This is a genomic window from Thalassotalea sp. G20_0 (genome assembly GCF_017744175.1).
Lineage (GTDB): Bacteria > Pseudomonadota > Gammaproteobacteria > Pseudomonadales > Endozoicomonadaceae > Endozoicomonas.
The window spans coordinates 1-602 of sequence record NZ_JAGHQV010000446.1 but is presented as its reverse complement, the minus strand read 5'-3'; the positions used below and the strand labels follow the sequence as shown (position 1 = coordinate 602).

General features: G+C 55.0%; 1 protein-coding gene. It reads left to right on the top strand.

Features of this window, described 5'->3' with window-relative positions:
• The coding region (locus tag J7438_RS26965; protein ID WP_209279094.1) for an ankyrin repeat domain-containing protein at positions 1 to 588 on the top strand (588 nt) is incomplete at its 5' end.
• Positions 589 to 602: the final 14 nt, after the last annotated feature.

Genomic DNA, 602 nt, shown 5'->3' with positions numbered 1-602 from the left:
GCCGATACCATGATTGAGGTGCTGGCCCCTGAAAAGCAGGGCAAGGGCAAGGGCGAGAGGCAGCCGCTCCATCTGGCTGCCCGCATGGGCAATAGCAGGATCATAAAATTACTGCTGGAGTCTGTTTCAGCGGTACCGGAATCAGAGCGGAGCAAGGTTGTCAGGCAGGTGGTGAATGCCACTGACGTCTATGGTGCTACTCCGCTATTGATTGCTGCACATGGTGGGTTTGTCAGGATTGCCCAGGACATAATGGCGGTCATCCGTAAAGTGCCGGATTCAGAAAGAGCCGAGCTTGGCAATGCCCTGGTGAATACCGCCAACAAAGACGGGGAAACCCCGCTCTACGCTGCAGCTTCGGCCCCATACAAGCCTATTGTGTTGATGCTGCTGGAGCACGGTGCTGACCCGGAACAGGCAAAGGTTGGCTGCGTCCCGGGAACATGCCGGAGATCGAATACCCCCCGCCAGGTAGCAGGCCAACGTGGCAACAAGGGTATTGTTGCCTTGATCGATAAAGCGATTCAGTTGCGCAAGGCAGCAAGTCTGCAGTCAGGAAAGGAAAAGGAACAGGCTGCTGCTTTATAGGGAAAAATACTTTA